The organism is Streptosporangium amethystogenes subsp. fukuiense (assembly GCF_042665875.1).
In the GTDB taxonomy this organism is placed as follows: Bacteria; Actinomycetota; Actinomycetes; order Streptosporangiales; family Streptosporangiaceae; genus Streptosporangium; species Streptosporangium fukuiense.
Genome location: NZ_JBHTEE010000001.1, coordinates 2,427,537 through 2,445,431, shown reverse-complemented (window position 1 = coordinate 2,445,431; position 17,895 = coordinate 2,427,537). Strand labels below are relative to the sequence as shown.

General features: G+C 71.0%; 17 protein-coding genes. 9 read left to right on the top strand and 8 right to left on the bottom strand.

The features are described 5' to 3' along the window. Positions 1–154 precede the first annotated feature (154 nt). Positions 155–1,366 carry a cytochrome P450 gene (locus tag ACFQVD_RS10735; RefSeq protein WP_343982957.1) on the top strand — a complete coding sequence of 404 codons (1,212 nt, stop codon included), beginning with the start codon at positions 155–157 and terminating at the stop codon, positions 1,364–1,366. Between the two features lie 11 nt (positions 1,367–1,377). After that, positions 1,378–2,535: a winged helix DNA-binding domain-containing protein gene (locus tag ACFQVD_RS10730; RefSeq protein ID WP_343982960.1), complete on the top strand. Its 1,158-nt coding sequence runs from the start codon at positions 1,378–1,380 to the stop codon at positions 2,533–2,535. A gap of 57 nt (positions 2,536–2,592) precedes the next feature. On the opposite strand, the gene ACFQVD_RS10725 is transcribed toward ACFQVD_RS10730, so the two are convergent. The 4 genes from ACFQVD_RS10725 to ACFQVD_RS10710 form a co-directional block, all read right to left on the bottom strand. Then, positions 2,593–3,354, bottom strand: coding sequence for a thioesterase II family protein (locus ACFQVD_RS10725; protein WP_343982963.1), 762 nt, complete (start codon positions 3,352–3,354; stop codon positions 2,593–2,595). After that, a complete protein-coding gene (locus ACFQVD_RS10720) occupies positions 3,348–4,391 on the bottom strand; it encodes a hypothetical protein (RefSeq protein ID WP_343982965.1) in 1,044 nt (347 codons plus the stop codon). Before ACFQVD_RS10720 ends, ACFQVD_RS10725 begins: the two co-directional genes overlap by 7 nt. Beyond that, positions 4,385–5,212 (bottom strand): orotidine-5'-phosphate decarboxylase, encoded by an 828-nt coding sequence (gene pyrF / locus ACFQVD_RS10715; RefSeq protein WP_364213296.1) that lies wholly within the window; start codon positions 5,210–5,212, stop codon positions 4,385–4,387. The genes ACFQVD_RS10720 and pyrF overlap by 7 nt, the downstream gene beginning before the upstream one ends. Positions 5,213–5,447: 235 nt before the next feature. After that, positions 5,448–5,804: a hypothetical protein gene (locus ACFQVD_RS10710; protein WP_343982854.1), complete on the bottom strand. Its 357-nt coding sequence runs from the start codon at positions 5,802–5,804 to the stop codon at positions 5,448–5,450. A gap of 366 nt (positions 5,805–6,170) precedes the next feature. On the opposite strand from ACFQVD_RS10710, the gene ACFQVD_RS10705 reads away from it, so the two are divergent. Then, positions 6,171–7,151 (top strand): DUF6183 family protein, encoded by a 981-nt coding sequence (locus ACFQVD_RS10705; protein ID WP_343982857.1) that lies wholly within the window; start codon positions 6,171–6,173, stop codon positions 7,149–7,151. On the opposite strand, the gene ACFQVD_RS10700 is transcribed toward ACFQVD_RS10705, so the two are convergent. Beyond that, a complete protein-coding gene (locus tag ACFQVD_RS10700) occupies positions 7,148–7,663 on the bottom strand; it encodes an Lrp/AsnC family transcriptional regulator (RefSeq protein ID WP_343982860.1) in 516 nt (171 codons plus the stop codon). The two genes, ACFQVD_RS10705 and ACFQVD_RS10700, sit on opposite strands and share 4 nt — an antisense overlap. A gap of 93 nt (positions 7,664–7,756) precedes the next feature. Between ACFQVD_RS10700 and ACFQVD_RS10695 the strand changes: the two genes are divergently transcribed. The 3 genes from ACFQVD_RS10695 (at position 7,757) to ACFQVD_RS10685 (ending at position 10,127) form a co-directional block, all read left to right on the top strand. Next, on the top strand, positions 7,757–8,626 hold the full coding sequence (locus ACFQVD_RS10695; RefSeq protein WP_343982862.1) for an LLM class flavin-dependent oxidoreductase: 870 nt from the start codon (positions 7,757–7,759) through the stop codon (positions 8,624–8,626). Next, on the top strand, positions 8,623–9,048 hold the full coding sequence (locus ACFQVD_RS10690; RefSeq protein WP_343982865.1) for a nucleoside deaminase: 426 nt from the start codon (positions 8,623–8,625) through the stop codon (positions 9,046–9,048). Before ACFQVD_RS10695 ends, ACFQVD_RS10690 begins: the two co-directional genes overlap by 4 nt. Positions 9,049–9,188: 140 nt before the next feature. Continuing rightward, the gene (locus tag ACFQVD_RS10685; protein ID WP_343982868.1) at positions 9,189–10,127 is read left to right on the top strand and encodes an NADP-dependent oxidoreductase; all 939 of its coding nucleotides are present in this window, start codon (positions 9,189–9,191) and stop codon (positions 10,125–10,127) included. 300 nt (positions 10,128–10,427) lie between these two features. Here ACFQVD_RS10685 and ACFQVD_RS10680 read toward each other — a convergent pair whose 3' ends face one another. Together ACFQVD_RS10680 and ACFQVD_RS10675 are read right to left on the bottom strand one after the other, a co-directional pair. Beyond that, positions 10,428–10,757, bottom strand: a complete 330-nt coding sequence (locus tag ACFQVD_RS10680; protein ID WP_386274304.1) for an IS200/IS605 family accessory protein TnpB-related protein — start codon at positions 10,755–10,757, stop codon at positions 10,428–10,430. A 25-nt stretch (positions 10,758–10,782) separates the two neighbouring features. Next, positions 10,783–11,478 (bottom strand): hypothetical protein, encoded by a 696-nt coding sequence (locus ACFQVD_RS10675; protein WP_386270964.1) that lies wholly within the window; start codon positions 11,476–11,478, stop codon positions 10,783–10,785. 604 nt (positions 11,479–12,082) lie between these two features. Here ACFQVD_RS10675 and ACFQVD_RS10670 point away from each other — a divergent pair. Then, a complete protein-coding gene (locus ACFQVD_RS10670; protein WP_343966122.1) occupies positions 12,083–13,087 on the top strand; it encodes an SDR family oxidoreductase in 1,005 nt (334 codons plus the stop codon). 3 nt (positions 13,088–13,090) lie between these two features. Here the strand turns inward: ACFQVD_RS10670 and ACFQVD_RS10665 are convergent, their stop codons facing one another. Then, complete coding sequence (locus tag ACFQVD_RS10665) at positions 13,091–14,827, bottom strand: glycoside hydrolase family 15 protein (RefSeq protein ID WP_343966125.1); 1,737 nt, start codon at positions 14,825–14,827, stop codon at positions 13,091–13,093. A gap of 119 nt (positions 14,828–14,946) precedes the next feature. Between ACFQVD_RS10665 and ACFQVD_RS10660 the strand changes: the two genes are divergently transcribed. After that, complete coding sequence (locus tag ACFQVD_RS10660) at positions 14,947–16,749, top strand: thiamine pyrophosphate-requiring protein (protein WP_343966127.1); 1,803 nt, start codon at positions 14,947–14,949, stop codon at positions 16,747–16,749. Next, complete coding sequence (locus ACFQVD_RS10655) at positions 16,746–17,849, top strand: enolase C-terminal domain-like protein (protein ID WP_343966129.1); 1,104 nt, start codon at positions 16,746–16,748, stop codon at positions 17,847–17,849. Before ACFQVD_RS10660 ends, ACFQVD_RS10655 begins: the two co-directional genes overlap by 4 nt. The last annotated feature ends 46 nt before the right edge of the window (positions 17,850–17,895 follow it).

The following is a 17,895-nucleotide window of genomic DNA, read 5'->3' as shown; positions in this document are numbered from 1 at the left end:
CGGAAACGCGGAAAAACGCCCGGGTGGCCCTCCGGCGGGCGGTTTATAATCCCGCCTTCGCCTTAATCGGAACAACCCGAAGCTTAAATCAGTGCCATCCCGCCGGCGAGATGACGGCTGCCGGGAGTTTCTCCGAGGAATGGGAGGTTCGTAAATGACCGATGTCGATCTGGCCGACGCCGATCTGCACGTCGGAGACAGACCCCACGAGGTCTTCCGCCACCTGCGCGACCATGACCCGCTGTACTGGAACTCCGAGGGCAGGGAGCCTGGCTTCTGGTCGGTCACCCGCTACGAGGACTGCGTGAAGGTGCAGAAGGACCCCCGGACCTTCAGTTCCAACCAGACCAACACCCTTGGCCCGCACCGCAACACCGGTGACCAGGGATCCGGAAAGATGATCAACACGACCGATCCGCCCCGCCACACCGAGCTGCGCAAACTGGTCAACAAGTGCTTCACACCCCGGGCCATCGCCGCCCTGGAGCCGTACCTGCGCTCGGTCGTCAGGGACGTGTTCGCCGACGCGCTGGAGCGGGGCGAGTGCGACTTCGCCGAGGTCGTGGCGGCCCTGCCGGTCGCGGGCATCTCCGCACTGCTGGACGTGCCGCGCCAGGACTGGGACCTGATGCTCAACCTCACCTCCACCGCGTTCGGCTCGCACGACAGCGAGTACCAGCTGACCTCCGACGTGCGCGCCAACGCCGCCCAGGCGCACGGCCGGCTCCTGCTCTACTGCCAGGGCCTGGTGGAGCGGCGGCGCGCCTCGCCCGGCGACGACATCGTCAGCCTGCTGGCCCACTCCCAGGACGCGGGGGTGCTCAGCGAGGAGGAGTGCCTGCTCTTCTTCGACGTGCTGATGCTCGGCGGCAACGAGACCACCCGGCACGCCGCCGTCGGAGGGCTGCTGGCCCTCATGGAGCACCCCGACCAGTGGGAGCGGCTGCGCAAGGAACCCGAGCTGGTGCCGGGCGCGGTCGGCGAGCTGCTGCGCTGGACCTCGCCCAGCCGCCACGTGCTGCGCCGCGCCGCCCGCGAGACCGAGCTGTACGGCAAGACCATCCATCCGGGCCAGGACGTCGTCATCTGGCACACCTCCGCCAACCGTGACGAGCGGGTGTTCGACGCGCCGGAGGTGTTCGACGTCGGACGACCCCGCAGCTCACGCAACGGGCACGTCGCGTTCGGCTCCGGGCCGCACTTCTGCCTGGGCGCCGCCCTCGCGGAGCTGGAGCTCACCGTCTTCCTGGACGAGCTCGCGACCTCGGTGTCGGCGGCCGAACTGCTCGGACCGCCCGACTACCTGCGCTCCCCGGTCATCAACGGCGTCAAGCACGTCCAGGTTCGGCTCCATCCGATGGGGTAGAGGCATCCACCATGAATTCGCTCACCTGGGATCAGGTCCACGCGCGGCGGCTGGCCCGCCACCATCTCGTGAAACCCGTCTCCGGCGACCTGCGGAAACCCGTGCGTGACGTGTGCGGGGTGCAGGCACAGGTCGCCGCCGCGGCCGAGCTGGCCATCGGGTCACGGGTGAGGGACGCCACCCGCGAGCAGGTCCGCGCGGAGCTCTACGACGACAAACGCCTCGTCAAGACGTACAGCCTGCGCGGCACCCTGCACGTGCACGCCGCCGACGAGCTGGCCTTGTGGCTGGCGGCGATGCGCTGGAAGCCCTACTGGCGCGCCAAGGGCAGCTGGCACGCCCACCACGGGCTGACCGCGAAACAGGGCGAGTCGTTCGTCGACGCGGTCCGCGAGGCACTGGACGGCGAGTGCCTGACCCGCGAGGAGCTGGCCGGGGAGGTGTCGGGCCGGGTCGGCGCCTGGGCCAAGGACAAGCTCGCCTCCAACTGGGGCGAGCTGCTGCGTCCGGTGGCCTACCTCGGCGTGCTCTGCTTCGGGCCGGTACGGGGCGCCAAGGTCACCTACGTCAGGCCCGACCGGTGGGCGGGGCTGAAGGTCGAGCTCGGCGAACAGCCCGACCCCGAGGAGTCGGCGATGGAGATCATCCGCCGCTACCTGCGTGCGTACGGTCCCGCCACCCACCAGGACCTGGCCCGCTGGTTCGCGCTCAGGCCGCCCGAGGCACGCGAGGCGCTGGAGTCGCTCGGCGACGAGATCGTCGGAGTCGAGGTCGAGGGCCGCAGGGCGTACGTCCTCGCCGCCGACGAGAGCCGCTGGCCGTCACAGGCGAGCTGCCTGCGGCTGCTGCCGCAGTACGAGGCGTACATCCTGGGCAGCGGCCCCAAGGAGGTCGTCGTACCCAAGGACACCGCCGGACGGGTCTTCGAGCACGGCCGGGGCAGGTACGAGGGCGCGGTCGCCCACCAGGTCATGCTCGTCGACGGGGTCGTGTCCGGCATGTGGGAGCGCAGGGAGAAGGGCGGCAAGGTCGAGATCAAGGTCGAGTCGTTCGTCGAACTCGATTCCGGCCGGAGCGAGGAACTGGAGCGGGAGGCCGAGCGCGTCGGCCGCTTCTACGGTGCCGAGGCCACCCTGTCCATGGGCAGGCTCACCGCCAGGAAACGCTGAGTCCTCCGCGAGTTCCGCCGCCCAGGCCCCGGGCGGCGGCTCGGTCGTGGCCTTCGCTCATCGGCAGGTGCCGAGGTCCTCCCGGATCGCACGCAGCACCGCCCGGCGCTGAGTGTGGACGAAGAAGTGCCCGCCAGGCAGCAGCCGGAGCCGGAACGCCGACTCCGTCTGCGCGCTCCACGCGCCCAGACCGGCGGCCGTCGTCGTCGGGTCCCCGATCCCGCCGAACACCGAGATCGGGCAGGCCAGCGGCGGCTCGTCCTGGTGGACGTAGGACTCGGCCACGTTCAGGTCGGCGCGGAGCACCGGCATGACGAGGCTCATCAGCTCCGCGTTGCCGATCACCTCCGGCGGGATGCCGTCCAGCCGGTGCAGCACTCGCATCAGGTCCTCGTCGCAGAGTCGCCCGAGCCGCGGCATGCCGTCGCGGATCTGGGGGGCGTTCCAGCCGGAGACGAACAGCCGCCCCGGGCCCGGCAGCCCGCGCGAGCGCAGCCGCCGCGCCGTGGTGAACGACACCAGCGCGCCCATACTGTGCCCGAACAGCGCGAACGGCAGCGGGGCCAGGCGCGACAGTTCGTCGATCACCGGATCGACGATCATCGACAGCCGGTGCGGCGGCTTCTCCCCGATGCGGGTCTCCCGGCCGGGGGAACGCACCGCCCACAGTTCCACGTCGTCGGCCGGCAGGCCGGCCCAGCCGCGGAACGTCGTGGCGCCGCCTCCCGCGTTGGGCACGCAGACCAGCCGCGCGCGAGGCCGTTCCGGCCGCCGCAGCGGTACCAGCCAGCTCGCGGTGCTCAGGCGAGCGGTCAACACGAGACCTCCAGGGATCGTGCGGAGTCCCGGACCCGCTCGCAGGTGGCGACCAGGTCCGCCAGGGATTCGGGGGGGAACATGTGAGCCGCGTCGCCGGGGCGATACAGCCGCTCGGGCTTCGTACACGACTCGATGAGCAGCCCGTCCGCACCGTACGCCGAGGCCGCCAGCGCGGCCGGGGCCACCAGCGAGGCGGAGCGGGTGCTGTGGCTGGGGTCGAAGATCACGGGCAGCTCGGTACGGGCGCGCAGCGCGGTGATCGCCCCGAAGCCGGGCTGCTGCGGCGTTCCGGTGGCACCCGCGCAGAGCACCACGGCACTGTTACCCCGGGTGAAGACGAACTCAGCGGCCCGCAGCCAGTCGTCCAGGCTCGCCCGTGGCCCCCGCATCAGCAGCACAGGGCGTCGCTGAGCACCCAGCTCGGCCAGGAGCGGCCGGTTGTCCAGTTGCCGGCCGTCCACCTGCAGGCAGTCGGCCACCTCGGCGACGGCCGCCACCTCGCGCGGGTCACAGACCTCGGTGATCACCGGGATGGCCGCCGCACGCCGGATCTCCGCCAGCGCCTCCAGGCCCCGCAGGCCCCTGCCGGGAAAGTGATAGGGACTGCTGCGCGTCTTGGACAGCCCGGCCCGCAGCGCGTGCGCCCCCTGTGCTCTGACCGTCAGGGCCGTCTCGACCGCGTCCTCGGTCGATTCCAGCGCGCACGGTCCCGCCGCCCACCACAGCCTCGGCCCTCCGACCACCCCGACCTGCCGAGGCGCCTCCGGCGGGCCGGACAGCGGTGGGCCGATCGTCACCTCGCGCGGGGCCACGCCGCTGTCGCGCCGTACCAGCCAGTGGCCGTCGGGGGTGGGGCGGCGGGCCAGCACGGCGGGTGAGGCGGGTACGTGGGCGAGGGATTCGTCGCCGCTCACCACGACGAACACCCTTCCGGCCAGGCGCACCGGCCAGGCGGTGACGTCCTCGTGCGCCCCGGCCCGCGCCGCCACCTCCTCGGCGGCCTCGGCGGAGGTGCCGGGCCGCAGTTCGATCAGCATGCCGGGACCCCCGCGCCGATCTCCTTCCGCCAGGTCGCGATGCTCGCCTCCAGCGCGGCGACGTCAGGACCGTGCCGCAGCACCCCGGTGGTGACCGGCAGCACGGCCCGCCCCGGCGCGCCGGCGGCGACGGCGACGAGGTCGCGGGTGTCGCGGCCGGCCCGGCCCAGGCCGGGCAGTTCCACGACCGCGGACGGCATCCGGGCCACCAGGTCGCGGGCCTCCCCGGGGGCGGCTCCGACCACGGCCGCCGCCGCCACGCCGTGCTCGTCGTTCCACTCCCGCACCTCGTCGGCGGTGCGCTGGGCGACGGTGCGCGAGCCGGTCATGGCGCACTGCACCCCGCCGGCCGCGTGGTTGGAGGTGCGTACGAGCACCATGACCAGCGTTCCGCTGTCCCAGGCCCGGCGCAGCAGCGGGCCGAGGGAGCCGAAGCCCATGAACGGGGTCGCCGTCACCGCGTCCCCGCGCAGCACGCTGCCGGGCCCCAGGTAGAGGTCGGCGTAGGAGTCCATCGTGTCGTCGGCGTCGCACACCTTCGCGTCCAGCACCGCCAGCGAGCCCCGCTCGTGCACGCCGTCGACGACGTCACGCAGCAGGGCGGTGCCCGCGGTGCCGAACCGGGTGAAGAACGGCGCCTGGATCCGGTAGACGGCCACCTGCTCGCCCGCGGCCTCCAGCACCGTCGCGCACATTCGCCGGGCGCCCCCCACGTCGTCGGGCATTCGCCATGCCTCCAGCCACTTGGGGGAGGGGGCGAGTCCCAGGCAGAGGGCGGATCGGGTCTGCAGCAGGTCGGTCCATATCGGTACAGCAGCCATGGGGCCATTGCACACAACCGAGCCCGCTTCCGCACGGCGTCCACTCGCCGTTGAGGTTCCGGCGAGTAGAATCCCCGTTCCTCACCGCGGGCGCGGTGAGGAACGGGGATTCGCCGTTTCTTGATCTACATCGTAAAGGGGTCGGCTCGGTGAAAATCCGCCGCCGACCGGGCTTCCGGACTGAAGACCCTCCCCGAAGAGCGAAGACGGATTCGGACGCGCCGCTGTCCGTCGCTCAGCGGTTGGTCCACAGGTGCCAGAACCAGTCGCCCTCGGAGCAGGTGTAGTGCTCCCAGTGGCCTCGGTCGATTCCCCCCTGGCCGGCTGCCACGCAGTTGGAGTGGCTTGAGAACCAGTCGCGGTACACGTCGTCGCCGGCGGGTAGCCGGCCGGCCGTGCCGGCCTGCGCGGCGCCCGTGCGCGCCCCGGCCCCGTGGGCGGTGGCCGAAGCCGCGAAGGCGGGGGTGCCCGTCGCCAGCAGGGCCATGCCGATGATCGCGCCGACCGCCGGCAGCGCGCGGACGCGGAATGCCCTTGTGGAGCGGCTCTGCTCGCCCAGGGGGCCGGAGACGCCGCGACGACCTGTGTTCATCTTCACTCCTCGTGTTCGGTGTGAGATGCCGATCACCTCACGCCTGCTGTCCGCGAAGACCGTGACGCGGAGACCGTGACGTGGGGCCCGTGACGTGGGGCCCGCGCTCCGGGGCGAGCTCGGATCGCCGCTCTTCCGGAGGATTCCGCCGAGGTCGCCTTGCTCAACTCCGCCGTCACCGGCATGATCGTCGATCGTCCGGATCCCCTTGTCGGCCGTCTCCTGTTTCCGTGACGGCGGGCATACGGAACGCCGCCGTTTCGGTCACCGCTTGATTACGTAGTGTAATGGCAGCCGATTGGCAAAGGACGGGTTTTCGACACGAGGAGGAACGAGCATGCGGGCGAGGCCGCCGGAGGAGCCTTCGTGATCTCGCACGGGCTCGTTGACGGGCCACATGGGCCGATCCTGGCGCGCGTTCCCGGAGATGCCGGGTCGCTGGCCGAGCTGGTACGCGGTCACTACGTCGGTGAGCGGCGGCTTCGGGAGGTCCGCGACCTGGCCGCGCTGCTGGCCGAGTCCCGGCGGGTCCACCACCTGTTGCCGCTGTTCGGGTGTGTGCCCGCCGAGCCGGACACCTGGGCGGAACTGATCGCCTGCCTGGCGCAGGAGCTGGTGGTGCGCGGGGTCAACCTGACCCGGGTGCCGGCGGCGGTGCGGTGCGCCGCCGCCCTGCGCGAGCTGGGGCATCCTCTCGCGGGACTGCCCCTGAGGCTCGGCAGGGGGGAGCGCCGGATGCGCGCGCCCTGGTTCGAGTCGGGCTGGGTTCCCCGGCGCGAGCACTACATTCCCGAGCACCCGGAGGTCGCGCGGATCTTCCTGGACGGTCGCGCGCCCGCAGGGGTTCCCGGTGGGGAGCCCGCGACGGTGAGCACCCGGCAGGAGGAGCGGCTCATCACCACGGCGGTGGAGCACTGGAATTCATCAGGATGGGCGAAGATCTTCGAACTTCCCGGGGCCGTCGGCCCTGAGGAGCTGGTGCCGCTGGGGGTGAACGCCTTCCTGCCGGGGGCCTTCGGAGCGGAGACCGCGTTGCACGGGGGGCGGGGCAGCCTGGGCGCGGTGCTGGGCGAGCTGTTCACCTCCGCCTACTGCGACGCCTCTTACTCCTCCGGGCTCCGCGGCGGGTACGGCAGGCTGGCGGCGTGGCGGTCGGTCGCCGGTCTGGTGCGCGCCCCCGCCGACGCGTCCGTCCACCGGGTCAACGAGCTCGCAGCCCGGTGGCGGTGGCTGCTGTTCAGGATCACCAGGCGCACGCCGTACTGGACGGACCAGGAGCTCGCGGTCGGCGCGCTCAGCCCGCGCGGGAAGGTGCTGAGCCTGCTGGTCTCCTACGACACCGACTAGCCGGTCTGCTGAGACGTTCCCGGGTCGGGACCGGCGGGACCCCGTGTGGGGCAGGGGTCCCGGGGGCCCTGGGGGCCGCGGTAGGGCAGGGTCTGGCTGTAGACGAGGTTGGTGGTGGTGCTGCCGAACCGGGCCAGTTCGTCAACGAGCTGTTCGAGGTGGGCCATGGAGGTCGCGGCCATCTTCAGCACGTAGCAGTCGTCGCCGGTGGTCCGCAGGCACTCCAGGATCTCGGGGCGCTCGTCGAGCAGCCGGTGCAGGGGCCGGTGCTGGTGCCGGCTGCCCGGATACTTCAGGCGTACCACGGCGAGCACGGCGAAGCCGACCTTCGCCAGGTCGACATGGGCGTGGTAGCCGGTGATGACGCCCGCCGCCTCCAGGCGCCTGATCCGCTCGGTGGTGGCGGAGGCGCTGAGGTTCACCCGCCGTCCCAGCTCGGTCAGCGGGATGCGGCCGTCTCGCTGGACCTCGACCAGGATCGACCAGTCGGTGGCGTCGAGACTCTCGGTCATCCGGCAAAGGTACCGGCATATTCACGGCATATCTAATATTACGCCGGGAAAACTCTCTTCCATTGGAAAACAGCAGCTGGATAGCCTGAACCAGTGCAAATAGGCGTTAATGTCCCGAATTTTGGGCCGGGCACCGACCCCGGCGTGCTGCGCGACTGGGCGCAGACGGTGGAGGGCCTGGGTTTCGACCTGCTCATGGTCTCCGACCACATCGCGATAACACCCGACGTCGCCGAACAGTACCCGGCGCCGTTCTACGAACCCTTCACCACCCTCGCCTGGCTGGCCGGCATCACCGGCAGGGTCAGGCTCGGGACCACGGTGCTCATCGTGCCCTACCGGCACCCGCTGCTCGTCGCCCGGATGGCCGCCAACCTCAACCGGCTCAGCGGGGGACGGCTCGTCCTCGGCGTGGGCGTCGGCTGGGCGCGGCAGGAGTTCGACGCGCTCGGAGTCCCGTTCCAGCGGCGTGGGGCGCTGACCGACGAGCACCTCCGGGTGATCCGCGCCGCCTGGAACGATGACAAGGACTACCGCGCCGGGCGGATACCGATCTGGGTCGGCGGCAACAGCGACGCCGGCCTGCGCCGGGCGGTACACCTCGGCGAGGCGTGGCATCCACTGCGGGTCACCCTGCCCTGGCTGCGCGAGGCGCTGGGGCGGTTGAGGACCATCGCCGAGGAGTCCCGGCGGCCGGTGCCCGCCCTGGCCCCCCGGATCGCCCTGCGGCTCACCGAGGCACCGATCACCGACCCCGGGCGGCTCGCCGGGGAGGGCACGATCGACCAGGTGCTCGACGACCTCGAACAGCTGCGCCTCCTGGGCTCCGACACCGTCGTGCTCGATCCGTTCAACGGCGACCCGGACGAGACGCTCCGTCCGCGGGCGGCGTGGCAGGCGCTCGCCACCGTGGCCGCCCACTGGTATCCGGGTACGCGTCACTCAGAGAGAAGGCAACCATGACGCGCGACGACGAACACCTGCTGCGCAGGGCCATCGAGCTTGCCGCCGCGGCGCGGGCGGCCGGTGACCCGCCGTTCGGGTCACTGCTGGCGGGCCCGGACGGCACCGTGCTCGCCGAGGACCGCAACACGGTTCTCAGCGACGCCGACATCACCGCCCACCCCGAGCTCAAGCTGGCCAGGTGGGCGGCCCGCGAGCTCGACCCCGCCGCCGCGGCCACCACGACCATGTACACGAGCTGCCAGCCCTGCCCCATGTGCACGGGCGCGATCGAACGATCCGGCCTCGGCCGAGTGGTGTTCGCGCTCTCCACCGAACAGCTCGCGAGTCTCAAGCCGGAGGCGTCCGGCACCGGCGCCCGCCAGGAGGGCCCCGCCCTGTTCGACGAGGCGCGCGTCCCGGTCGAGGGCTACTACCGCTGATCCGGTCCGATGGTTTCCACGGCCGTCCCAGTCCCGAGGGCGGTATCGGCTCATCACCGGAAGGCTCCCCTCTGCGGGGGAGGAGACTCCCCGTCTCCATCCCCCGCCCGAAGGCGGGGGTTTCCACGTTGGAGGATTTGATGAAGGCGGTCGTTTACCGGCGCTACGGAGGGCCGGAGGTCCTGGAGATGGGGGAGGTCCCCGAGCCGAAACTCGGCCCGGAGTCCGTTCTCATCGACGTCAGGACGGTGTCGGTCAACCCGGTCGACTGGCAGATAGCCGCCGGGCGTCTGGACAGCCGTTTCGACGTGCATTTTCCCGTCGTCCCCGGCTGGGACGTCGCAGGAGTGATCGCGAAGGTCGGCCCGACGGTCACCGGCTTCGCGGTGGGGGACGAGGTGGTCGGGTACGTGCGCGAGGATTCCATCGGAAGGGGGACCTACGCCGAGCGGGTGGCCGCGCCGGTGCGCACCATCGCCCGCAAGCCGGCCAATCTGAGCTGGGAGCAGGCGGCGGCCGTCCCCATCGCCGGCCTCACCGCCTACCAGTCGCTCGTCCACGCGCTGCGGGTGGGGGCCGGTGACACCGTGCTGGTGCAGGCCGCGGCGGGCGGTGTCGGGTCGTTCGCCGTACAGATCGCCGCCGCCCTGGGAGCACGTGTCATCGGCACCGCCTCGGCCCGTAACCACGACTACCTGCGGGGCCTCGGCGCCGAGCCGGTCACCTACGGCCCCGGGCTCGGCGAGCGGGTCCGGATGCTCGCGCCGGCCGGTGTCAGCGCGATCGTGGACATGTACGGCGGCGAGACGCTGGTCTCCTCCCTCGGCCTGCTGCGCGAGGACGCGCGGGGGCGGGTCGTCTCGCTGACCAACGACGGCGTGCTGGAGCACGGCGGCGTCTTCGTGTTCGCCAGGCCGAGCACGGCGGACCTCGACGAGCTGCGACAGATGATCGAGAACGGTCTGGTCGTCCCGGAGATCGCGACGGTGCTGGATCTGTCGGAGGCCGCCGAGGCCTTCCGGTTGAGCCAGAGCGGGCACGTGCGAGGCAAGATCGTTCTTCGGGTGTCGGTGGGCTGAGACAGGCCCGGCCGGGTGGCGTCCGCATGGGGCCGCCCGGCCTTCACCGACGGCGAGCGCTCCAGCAGCCGCGGCGAGGCCGGTGACGACCTGCGCTCGAATCTCGTCCGCGTCCAGGCGGACAACGGGGCCAGGCCCGCCCGGCCGTTGAGGAGACATCCAGGTGACAGGCGTCGGTGACCGTGGCGATCCGCTGCGGTACGCGTTCTGTGTCAGCTTCTCGGTCCTGAAGGGACCGAGCTTGCAGCTCCTCGCCGTGCATGGGGTGCACGGTTCAGGCCGCGTCGTCGGCAGCGTGACTCACTGCCCTGCGACCGATGTTGATCGCAGCGTTGTGGTCGGCGGGGCCGGCGAACCCGCAGCCGAGGCTTTGAAGTCGTCCCGGCTGGGACGGTTGCGCTTGTCGCAGTGCCCGCACCGATGACAGGTGCGGGAGGTGTTACGGGGATCGACCAGACGCACGGGCACCCCGGCGATGGCCGCCTTGTAGGTCACGAACGTGCGCAGCTGGTGGAACGCCCACGAGTGCAGGTCGGCACGCCGAGCCTTGTGAACCGTTACCCGCTCGCGGATGCCTTCGAGGTCTTCGAGGGCGATCCCGGTCCGGGTGTCTTTGGCTTTGCCGACCAGATGCTTGGAGATGACGTGGTTGGTGTTACGGGCGAACCGGGACTCCTTGCGGCGACGCGCCTTGAGAAGCCGCTTGGCGGACTTGGTGCCCTTGGCCTGCAGGCGTTGCCCGCAGGCGGGCGTTGCGCCGCCGTACGGCGCGTACGCCCTTGCCGGTGTGGGTTTCGCCGGTGGAGTCGGTGGCCAGGTTCACGATGCCGAGATCCACGCCCAGCCACTCGTCCGGCTCGTCACCCCGCGGTGCTTCGGGCACGTCGATGACGACGGCGAGGAAGAACATGCCGTCGCGGTAGAGGAGATCGGCCTGTCCCCGTATGGTGGCTCCGCTGGTCGTCGACCAGCGGCCCCGGTAGACGACGGGGACGATGATGCGGCCGGTGAGGGTGAGGACGCTGACCGCCTCGCGGCCTTTCCAGGACAGGATGCGCTGGTCGTAGGCGACCGCGCCCAGTTCGCGGAACACCGGCTTGATGTTCTTGTCCCGCCTGTAGGCCTCGCATGCCTTGGCGATCGACCGGATGGCCATCTGCGCCGACAGAGCGAACCCGGCCCGCAGGTCGGCGTACACCAGCTTCTGCACGGCGATCTTGCCGGCGGTGTGGTGCTCGAACGCCACCTCGGCGGCCCGGTTGGCGGCGGCGTTGCATGCCCGCATCGTCGCCGCCAGCGCCTCGCGCTGCTCAGCGCTCGGGGCGAGTTTCAGCATCTCCGTCACCAGCACGCAATGAGCATGCCATTCACTGGTTCTTCCGTTCCGTGTTTCCGCTACACGACTCAGAAAGAAGCCGATCGACATGACCGACCGGTCAGGGCGCACTCGGGCCTTGACGGCCCTCCCGCTCCCGATTCCTCCCCGGCCCGAAGGCCAGGGCATCCTCGGGAGATTCAGGTGAAGAGTCGGAATCGGGTCAAGGCACCGGCTGTGTTCGGCATGCCCACCTGGTGGGGCGGTTGGAATCTTCCCCAGGGGTAGGGGACGGGTATGGGGCGACCGCTGAACATCCAGTTGATCGTTTCCTGTTTCGGGTTCATCGTTTTCCTGGTTTTCGCACTCGGGGCCGGAATCGCGCAGTCGTGGCTCTTGTTTCTCGTGGGCCTCGTGTTGACCGCCGTCGCCGCGGGCTTCGTACTGATCACGGGAGAACGGTGGAAGCCCAGCCGGGGGAACGACTCGGCCCGTTCTCGGTACCGGTCCCGGCGTCGCTGAGCTCACCCCCGACACGCCCGGTGAGGCCGGGGCGCGCGTTCGGGTCCGTCGCGGCAGCGCGCGGGCGGGATGTGTGGCCGTGGGTCCTGTGTTCAAACGTCGGTGGGAGGTTCTGGCGATGGCCGGACGGGTGGTGGTGGTCACGGGAGCCAGCGGGGGGATCGGCCGTGCGACCGCGCGGGCCTTCGGTGCCCAGGGGGCGAAAGTGGCCCTGCTGGCACGGGGGGAGGTCGGGCTGCGAGGGGCGGCCGAGGATGTGACGGCGGCCGGCGGCCAGGCGCTCGCGCTCCCGACGGACATGGCCGACTACGACGCGGTCCGGGAGGCGGGGCGGCGTGCCGAAAGGGAGCTCGGCCCGATCGACGTATGGGTGAACGTGGCGTTCAGCTCGGTGTTCGCCGAGTTCGTCGACATCGAGCCGGAGGAGTTCAAACGGGTCACGGAGGTGACCTACCTGGGATTCGTCCACGGCACGAGGGTGGCGCTGGATCTGATGCTGCCGCGTGACCGCGGCGTGATCGTGCAGACCGGATCGGCGCTGGCCAAACGTGGCATTCCTCTGCAGTCAGCCTATTGCGGGGCGAAACATGCCATCCAGGGGTTCCATGAATCGCTGCGCACTGAGCTGTTGCACCACGGCAGCGGGGTGCGGGTCACGATCGTGCACATGCCCGCGGTGAACACGCCGCAGTTCGGCTGGGTTCTGTCCCGCCTGCCGAAACAGGCGCAGCCGGTCCCGCCCATCTACCAGCCGGAGGTCGCGGCCCGGGCGCTGCTGTACGCCGCCGATCATCCGAAGCGCCGGGAGTACTGGGTCGGTGGCAGCACCGTCGCCACCCTGCTGGCCAACAAGGTCGTTCCCGGGCTGTTGGACCACTACCTGGCGAGGACGGGTTTCGAGTCCCAGCAGACGGATCAGCGTCGTGACCCCGACCAGCCCGCCAACCTGTGGCGGCCCGCCGACGGTGAGGACGGCCGGGACTACGGCGCGCACGGGGTCTTCGACGAGCGCTCCCATCCGCGCAGCTACCAGCTGTGGGCGGCGGAGCATCGCGCGGTGCTGGCGGCGGGAGCCCTGCTGGGGCTGGCCGGTCTGCGCCTGCTGTGCCGGATGCGCCGCTGAGCGTCAGTGGGCCAGCCGGGTCGCGCTTTCCAGCAGCATGGCGTGGACGAAAGCCTGCGGCAGGTTGGCGCGGAGCTGGCGCTGGGTCACGTCGTACTCCTCGGTGAACAGGCCGGTGGTGCCGCAGCCGGACCGGATCCGTTCGAAGCAGCCGAGTGCCCGGGCGGCGTTTCCCTGCTGGTGCTCGGCCAGGGCGAGCAGGAAACCGCAGAGGGTGAACGCCCCCTCGGCCTCACCGAGGGGGCCTTCGTCGATCCGGTAGCGGTAGACGAACCCCTCCTGGACGAGCGTGTCGCGGACCGCCGCCAGCGTCGCGACGGTGCGCGGATCGTCGCCGGGCAGCGCGCCGCGCAACGGCGGAAGGAGGAGGGACGCGTCGACGCGGTCGTCGCCGGGGGAGCGCCGCCAGCGGCCCTCGGCGTTCAGGCTGGACCTGGTCGTGGCGGCCAGGATCGTCTCGGCGAGGGAGAGCCATCCGGCCGTCTCGGCGGTGTTCGCGACGAGGGCGGAAAAGGCCCGCAGGCCGGCCACGCAGATCAGCCGGGAGTGCGTCCACCGCCGGTCGTCGATCTCCCAGATGCCGGCCTCCGGTTCCTGCCAGTGCTTGGCGATCGCCGCCACGGCGACGCGCGCCGCGCGGACGGCCTCGGGAGGCAGCCGATCCGCCCGCTGGGCGGCGGCGAACAGCAGCAACGCCTCGCCGAAGACGTCGAGCTGGAACTGGCCGGTGACGCGGTTGCCGATGATCATGTTCCCCCCGGGATAACCGGGCAGCGGCGCCGGTGCCTCCGACGGCACCGGGTGACCGGTCACCGTGTAGGCGGGCCTCAGATGCTCGCGGGCGGCGAGGATCCGCTCGGCGACGAAGGCCACCGAGGCGTCGAGCAGTTCGAGCCGGCCGCCGTGGGCCGCCACCGCCTGGCCGGCATAGCATTGATCACGAATCCAGGCATACCGGTAGTCATAGTTGCGGTGCCCGCCGCTCCGCTCCGGCAGCGACGTCGTCACCGCCGCGACCATCCCGCCGGTACGGCTGGTCAGGCCGGTCAGCACCGCGTACGCGAGCTGGGCGTCCCGTGGCGCGATCGTGTCGTCGCAGGCCGGTACGCTCGCCCGCCAGCCGTTCTCGGTCGCGGCCCACAGGGCGTCCGCGGCCAGCGGGTCGGTACGATCTTCGGCCGACAGTTCGAGAACGAGATCGTGTACCTGGCCGGCTCCGAGGTCCAGGCACATGGTCAGGCCCCCGTCCACCGGTTCCGCGCGGGCGGCACCCGCCCAGCGGATGCGGACCTCGCCGCTGCGTCCGGTCCACAGCTGTCCCGAACGGCGCAGCGCGGTCATCGTATGGCGGCCGAAACCGGCTCTGATGTCCAGAGCGACACGGATCCGTGCGAGACCGCTGATCACCTCGATTCTGCGGAGCAGAATCGCCCGGTCGCCGTCGGCCGGACGGCTCAGCGCCTCCCGGCACTCCACCACCCCGTCGCCGGTCACCCAGCGGCTCCGCCAGATCAGGCTGCGCCTCTCGTAGTACCCTCCCCACACCCGCCACTCGTCCTCGGGCCGGACCCAGTAGCCTCCCGCGCCGCCGACCAGCGCGCTGAAGACGGCCGGTGAGTCCCACGAGGGGAAGCACATCCACGCGTAGCCCCCGTCCGGATCGACGAGCGCGGCGCGCTCGCCGTCGGCGATCAGTGCGTATTCGCGCAGCGAGTGGATGCCGCCTTTGAACACTGTCATCACTTCTATTTGCCCCCGGTTCGTCAAACGCAACGGTAGAACGGCTGGTCGGCGGGTAAGCGAGGTCAAGGGGGACGTCCTGGGGGAGGGCTGTCGCCTGATCTTTGGGGGGACGACCGATGGCGTCGATGACCGTTGCCGACTATCTGCTGGAACGTCTGCGTGAGTGGGGGGTCGAGAGGGTCTTCGGCTATCCGGGCGACGGCATCAACGGCCTGCTCGCCGCCTGGGGGCGGGCCGGTGACCGGCCGAGGTTCGTCCAGGCGCGGCACGAGGAGATGAGCGCGTTCGAGGCGGTCGGTTACGCCAAGTTCGCCGGACGCCTCGGCGTCTGCGCGGCGACCTCGGGACCGGGCGCCGTCCACCTGCTCAACGGGCTCTACGACGCCAAGCTCGACCACGTCCCGGTGGTGGCGATCGTCGGCCAGACCAACCGCAGCGCGATGGGCGGCTCCTACCAGCAGGAGGTCGACCTGCTGTCGCTGTACAAGGACGTGGCGGGCGACTACGTGCAGATGGTCACCGTGCCCGAGCAACTGCCGAATGTGCTGGACCGGGCGATCCGGGTGGCGCTGGCCGAGCGGGCGCCGACCGCGGTCATCCTGCCCGCCGACGTGCAGGAGCTGGAGTACTCCGCGCCGGGCCACGCGTTCAAGATGGTGCCCTCCAGCCTGGGCGTCGACTGGCCGGCGATCTCTCCCGACGGCACCGCGCTCCGCTACGCCGCGGACCTGCTGAACGCCGGTGAGAGGGTCGCGATCCTGGCCGGTTCGGGCGCCAGAAGGGCACGTGAGGAACTGCAGCGGGTCGCCGAACTGCTGGGGGCGGGCGTGGCCAAGGCGCTGCTGGGCAAGGACGTGCTGTCGGACGAACTGCCGTACGTGACCGGCTCGATCGGGTTGCTGGGCACCCGGCCGAGCTACGAGATGATGAACCGCTGCGACACGTTGCTCACCGTCGGCTCCAGCTTTCCCTACACCCAGTTCATGCCGGGCCTCGACCAGGCGCGGGCCGTGCAGATCGACATCGATCCCAAGCAGATCGGCATGCGCTACCCCTACGAGGTGAACCTGGTCGGAGACGCCGCGATCACCCTGCGGGCCCTCATCCCGCTGCTGGTGCCCAAGGAGGACCGCTCCTGGCGCGAGCGCATCGAGTCCGATGTGGAGCGGTGGTGGGAGACCGTGCGGATGGAGGCGATGGTCGAGGCCAAGCCGATCAACCCGATGCGCCTGTTCCACGAGCTGTCCGCGCGGTTGCCCGACGACGCGATCGTCACCGCCGACTCCGGTTCGGCCGCCAACTGGTACGCCCGTAACCTGCGCTTCCGCGGCGAGATACGCGGCTCGCTGTCGGGCACGCTGGCCACCATGGGGCCGGGCGTGCCGTACGGGATCGGCGCCAAGTTCGGCTGTCCGGACCGTCCGGTGATCGTGTTCGCCGGTGACGGCGCGATGCAGATGAACGGCCTGGCCGAGCTCATCACCGTCAAGCGCTACTGGCGGGAGTGGTCCGATCCGCGGCTGATCGTCGCGGTGCTGCACAACAACGATCTCAACCAGGTGACCTGGGAGATGCGTGCCATGCAGGGCGCGCCCAAGTTCCCGCAGTCGCAGACCCTGCCCGACGTGGACTACGCCGGCTTCGCCGCCTCTCTCGGCCTGGGCGCCGTCACCGTCGAGCGGCCCGAGGAGATCGGGCCGGCCTGGGAGCAGGCGTTGGGTGCCGACCGGCCCGTGCTGCTGGACGTGCACGTCGATCCGGACGTGCCGCCGATCCCGCCGCACGCGAGTTTCGAGCAGATGAAGGACGCCGCCGAGGCGCTGCTGCGGGGCGACGAGAACCGCTGGGGGGTCATCAAGGAGGGGATCAAGACCAAGGCCCAGGAGTTCCTCCCGCACCGTGACGGCGGCGGCAGGTGATCGACCCGCCGATCGAGTCGGCCGAGGCGAGCGTCTACACCGTCCCGACCGACTCACCCGAGGCCGACGGGACGCTGGCGTGGGATTCGACCACGATGGTGCTGGCGCGGGTGCGGGCGGATGGAGTCACCGGCCTCGGCTGGACGTACGGGCCCGCCGCCTGCGCCGCCGTCATCGGCGACCGGCTCGCCCCGGTGCTGCTCGGCCGTGCCGCTCTGGACGTCGCCGGAGCGTGGCGGGCGATGGTCCGCGCCGTCCGTAACGACGGCAGGCCGGGAGTGGCCGGATACGCGATCTCCGCCGTGGACGTGGCGCTGTGGGATCTGAAGGCCCGTCTGCTCAAGTTGCCGTTGTACCGGCTGATCGGCGCGGTGCACGAGGAGGTTCCGGTCTACGGCAGCGGCGGTTTCACCACCTATGACGACCGGCGGCTGACCAGGCAGCTCGTCCACTGGACGCAGGAGCGGCGGATTCCCAGGGTGAAGATCAAGATCGGTGAGTCGTGGGGCGCCGACCCCGGCCGGGATCTGGACCGGATGCGCCTGGCCAGAAAGGTCGTCGGCGACGAGGTCGGGCTGTTCGTCGACGCCAACGGTGCCTACAGCGTCAAGCAGGCGGTCCGGGTGATGGGAGAGGCGGCCGACCTGGACGTGCGCTGGTTGGAGGAGCCGGTCTCCTCAGACGATCTCCACGGGTTGCGTGCGGTCCGTGACGCGGTCCTGCCCGAGGTCGCGGCCGGAGAATACGGGTGCGACCTTACTTATTTCCGGCGGATGTGCCAGGCGGGGGCGGTCGACTGCCTGCAGGCCGACGTGTCCCGCTGCGGGGGCGTCAGCGAATGGCTCCGCGTCGCCGCCGTCGCGGCCTCGCACGGCCTGCAGATCTCCGGTCACTGCGCGCCGCACCTGCACGCGCACGCCGCCGCGGCCACCCTCAACCTGCGCCACCTGGAATGGTTCCACGACCATGTGCGCATCGAGTCGATGTTCTTCGACGGCGTGCTGGATCCGAGTGGCGGCAGCGTCCGGCCCAGCCCCGAGGCGCCCGGCCTCGGCCTCACCCTGCGCCGCGCCGACGCCGAGCCGTACCGGGTCGGCTGATAGTGCCCGGCCTTCGGCAAGGTCTGATTCATGCCGGAACGTTGCC